4 protein-coding genes are annotated in these 4,151 nt (G+C 38.6%); 3 read left to right on the top strand and 1 reads right to left on the bottom strand.

Translation table 11 applies throughout. The features are described 5' to 3' along the window. The first annotated feature begins 195 nt into the window (after window positions 1-195). The 3 genes from HMPREF0671_RS11510 to HMPREF0671_RS11500 are packed head-to-tail and all read left to right on the top strand — an operon-like array spanning window position 196 to window position 2,579. Window positions 196-609 (top strand): single-stranded DNA-binding protein, encoded by a 414-nt coding sequence (locus tag HMPREF0671_RS11510; protein ID WP_036900893.1) that lies wholly within the window; start codon window positions 196-198, stop codon window positions 607-609. A gap of 16 nt (window positions 610-625) precedes the next feature. Further along, window positions 626-1,951, top strand: coding sequence for a gliding motility-associated protein GldE (gene gldE, locus HMPREF0671_RS11505; protein ID WP_082721713.1), 1,326 nt, complete (start codon window positions 626-628; stop codon window positions 1,949-1,951). 4 nt (window positions 1,952-1,955) lie between these two features. Next, complete coding sequence (locus tag HMPREF0671_RS11500) at window positions 1,956-2,579, top strand: 4'-phosphopantetheinyl transferase family protein (RefSeq protein ID WP_036900891.1); 624 nt, start codon at window positions 1,956-1,958, stop codon at window positions 2,577-2,579. 40 nt (window positions 2,580-2,619) lie between these two features. Here the strand turns inward: HMPREF0671_RS11500 and pgk are convergent, their stop codons facing one another. Further along, entirely contained in the window at window positions 2,620-3,873 is a 1,254-nt protein-coding gene (gene pgk / locus HMPREF0671_RS11495) for a phosphoglycerate kinase (RefSeq protein ID WP_036900889.1), read from the bottom strand. Window positions 3,874-4,151 lie beyond the last annotated feature (278 nt).

The following is a 4,151-nucleotide window of genomic DNA, read 5'->3' as shown; positions in this document are numbered from 1 at the left end:
CATATCGTGATACTCATTTTGTGGTTCAATGCAAAGCTGTTTCCGGACAAGATTGTTACAATCGTATAATAGATCATCTTCGTGCCCGTGTAGATGGGAGATCTCAATTCCCATCAGCTAAAGGGAAAAACTTCCGTTTTCGTTATTTAGGTCTTTGGAAATAAATATTCATTCATTGTAAAGAGGCTATCCTATATGAATAAAGTAATGCTTATTGGTAATGTCGGTAAAGAGCCGGATGTTAGATATTATGATTCTGATCAAGCTGTAGCACAATTTCCTCTAGCTACAACAGAGAAAGGCTATGTCTTGCAGAATGGCACTCAAGTACCTGATCATACCGATTGGCACAATATAATCATGTGGAAAGGCCTTGCCAAAGTCGCGGAGAAGTATGTACATAAAGGAGATAAACTCTATATAGAAGGTCGTATTCGCTATCGTTCTTATGATGACCAAAAGGGACAACGTCGTTATGTAACAGAGATTATGGCCGAAAATATGGAATTGCTTACGCCAAAGTCTCAATCTGTAACGAGTACTGAATCGGCTTCAGGGCAGAAAACGAAGACGGAACAAACGGAGTCGCACGAGCCACTTCCCTTTTAACTAGCTATTTATTACATTGGATATATCTTTCATATTAGATTCCTTTCATGCGGTAACTTTTGTCCCGCCAACATTTGGTGTGCTGATTGCAGCCGGATTAGCTTTCTTGCTCTTGTTGCTTTCTGGTTTTGCCAGCTCATCAGAAATTGCTTTTTTCAGTTTGTCACCGACTGAACTTTCTCAGTTGGATGAGAAGAACCATAGAGACCGTTTAATACAAATATTGCGTGACGACAGTGAGCGTACTTTGGCAACTATTCTTATTACCAATAATTTTGTCAATGTAACGATTATCATGCTTTGCAATTATGTCTTTGGGGCTATACTTCATTTTGGACCTGAGGCATATTGGTTACAGTTTGTTTGCATCACGGTGATTTTGACATTTCTCTTATTGCTTTTTGGAGAAATCATGCCTAAAGTATATAGTCGTCAGAACTCTTTGCGCTTTTGCCGATTTAGTGTAAATGGAATATTGTTTTTCCGAAAGCTATTTTGGCCATTGGAATCGATACTCCTACGTAGTGGTGTGTTAGCTGAGAAAATAATTCAAAGTCATGACCATGTACTGAGTGTCGATGATTTGGAGCAGGCTTTGGAACTTACGAATAAGAATGATATCAAGAATGAAAAGAGTATGCTTCAAGGTATTATTCGTTTTGGCGATGAAACGGCAAAAGAAATCATGACGAGTAGACAAGACATTGTTGATTTGGATATTCGTTGTACTTATACAGATGTATTAAAGAGCATCGTAGAAAATAACTATAGTAGAATTCCTGTTTATCAAGATAATACAGACAATATTCGAGGTATACTCTATATTAAGGATTTGTTGCCTCACTTGTCGAAACCTGCTAATTTTCGCTGGCAAAGCTTGATACGACCACCTTATTTTGTTCCTGAAACGAAGAAGATAGATGATTTGTTGCGTGATTTCCAAGAAAATAAAGTGCATATTGCCATTGTCGTCGACGAATTTGGTGGTACGAGCGGTCTTGTGACAATGGAAGATATATTGGAAGAAATTGTCGGTGAAATCAATGACGAATATGATGAAGAGCAATCTATCTATTCAAAATTGAATTACAACACCTACATCTTTGAGGGTAAGACTTTGTTGAGCGATTTTTGCAAAATACTTCAAATTAGCGACGATGAATTTGCCGAAGTTGAAGGTGATGCTGATTCGTTGGCAGGTTTACTCTTGGAAATCAAAGGAGATTTCCCTAGTATTCATGAAAAGATAATCTATCGGAATTATTCTTTTGAAATTTTGTCTATTGAAGATAGAAGAATCAGCAGGATAAAGGTTGTTATTCTGCCAACAGAAATAAAATAGGCTTATGGCTTTGATGAGTGTGGAGACACTTGCTCCGGACGTTTTACTGGGCTTGTGGAAAATAGATGAGTTGCGTGTTGAGGACTTCTTGACTGCAAAACCCCAACTACATCCTATTTATGAGCAACAAATAAGTCTACATAAGAGTATTGCTCGCCAGATAGAGAAGTTAGCTATTTACTCCTTGTTAGACGAGATGACATACTCAACTTCGTTTTCTTTGATTCAATATAACGAAGATGGTAAGCCTTTTTATGAAGGATATAAGATAAGTATAAGTCATACAAAAGGTTATGCCGCTTTAATTTTGTCTAAAGAGCGAGAAGTCTCTATAGATATAGAGTATTTTAGTAGGCGTGTTGAAAGGATATTTAGTAGGTTTATTCGTCCAGACGAACAGTCGCATACTCTTAATGAAAAACTCATTAATTGGAGTGCTAAAGAAACAGTCTATAAATATTACTCCGCCCAGCATCTTGGTTTCTTTGCTATACGTTTGCTTCCCTATGAGGTTAAGAAATCTGGGATGGTTATTGTAGACAACTTAAAGACAGAAGAGCATTTAACGGTTTATTATCGAATGACACCGGACTATGTCCTTACATATACATACAAAGAAAGGGAATAGAGTAGAACTCCATTCCCTTTTATATTTAGAACGTATTTTATTATTCGCCCTTAATAGCTGCTACACCGGGAAGTACTTTGCCTTCAATAGCTTCAAGCATAGCACCACCACCTGTAGAAACATAAGAAACCTTGTCAGCCAAGCCAAACTTGTTAACAGCAGCTACAGAGTCGCCACCACCAACAAGTGAGAAAGCGCCATTCTCTTGTGTTGCTTGAGCAACATATTTTGCGATTTCGCCAGTACCGTGTGCAAAGTTCTCCAACTCGAATACACCAACAGGGCCATTCCACAAAATAGTCTTAGATGAAAGAATAATCTTCTTCCACTCTTCCAAACTTTGTTCTGCAGCATCCATACCTTCCCACTCATCGGGAATCTCGTTGATAGGGAATGTCTGGCGTTCTGTATCGTTAGAGAATTCTTTACCACATACGGTGTGGGTAGAAAGAGAAAGCGTAACGCCTTTTTCCTTGGCAGCAGCCATCACGTTTAATGCTTCTGGAATCAAATCATCCTCGTGTAGAGATTGTCCAATCTTACCACCTTGAGCTTTGATGAATGTGTAACCCATACCACCACCGATGATGAGGTTGTCTACCTTGTCAAGCAGATTCTTGATGACACCAAGTTTAGAACTAACTTTTGAACCACCAATGATTGCTGTGAAAGGATGCTGAGCATTCTTCAGAACGTTGTCAATAGCAGTTACTTCTTTTTCCATCAAGAAACCGAGCATCTTAGCATCTGCATCGAAGAAGTCGGCAATAACAGCTGTAGAAGCATGGCGACGGTGTGCAGTACCGAATGCGTCGTTTACATATACATCTGCATAAGAAGCTAATTTCTTAGCAAAATCTTTCTGACGAACTTTCATTTCTTTCTTAGCTTCGTCGAATTCTGGAGTACCTTTCTCTACACCTACAGGTTTACCCTCCTCTTCAGGATAGTAACGCAGATTTTCAAGGAGAAGAGCCTCGCCTGGTTTCAAAGCTGCGGCAGCTTCATCTGCTTTTCCACAATCTTCTGCAAATTTAACGTCTACACCAAGAGCTGCAGATACATTTTTAACAATCTGACCTAATGACAGTTCAGGCTTCACCTTGCCTTTAGGCTTACCCATGTGGCTCATCATAATCAACGCACCACCGTCTGCCAAAACTTTCTTCAAAGTGGGAAGAGCACCACGGATACGTGTGTCGTCAGTTACATTTCCATTCTCATCCAATGGTACATTGAAGTCCACACGGACGATTGCCTTTTTGCCGGCAAAGTTGAATTGTTCGATTTTCATTTTACCTTAATTATTTTGATAAGTTTAGAATTTCAATCTTGACGCAAAGATAATAATAATTCCTAAGACAGAAGAATACAAAATTGATAATTAATAGTTTTTATTGCTGTGTGTATTGAAAAGTTCATAATAGAGTAAAGCTGAACACAACAGTTCAGCTTTACTCTATTATTGAGAGGGATAATGCTTAGTACAATATAAACTTTATACTAATCTTCAAAGGTGATTTGGATGCGTCAACACTGGTTAACATACCATCCAAGTTACCTTCGATCGTG

The organism is Prevotella sp. S7 MS 2, assembly GCF_000762865.1.
In the GTDB taxonomy this organism is placed as follows: Bacteria; Bacteroidota; Bacteroidia; order Bacteroidales; family Bacteroidaceae; genus Prevotella.
The sequence above is the reverse complement of the archived record's forward strand: the minus strand, read 5'-3'. Positions and strand labels throughout refer to the sequence as shown.

Bases quoted from the DNA above. Each gene is read 5' to 3' on its own strand.
- pgk (WP_036900889.1), bottom strand. From the start codon at position 3,873: ATGAAAATCGAACAATTCAACTTTGCCGGCAAAAAGGCAATCGTCCGT.
- HMPREF0671_RS11510 (WP_036900893.1), top strand. From the start codon at position 196: ATGAATAAAGTAATGCTTATTGGTAATGTCGGTAAAGAGCCGGATGTT.
- HMPREF0671_RS11500 (WP_036900891.1), top strand. From the start codon at position 1,956: ATGGCTTTGATGAGTGTGGAGACACTTGCTCCGGACGTTTTACTGGGC.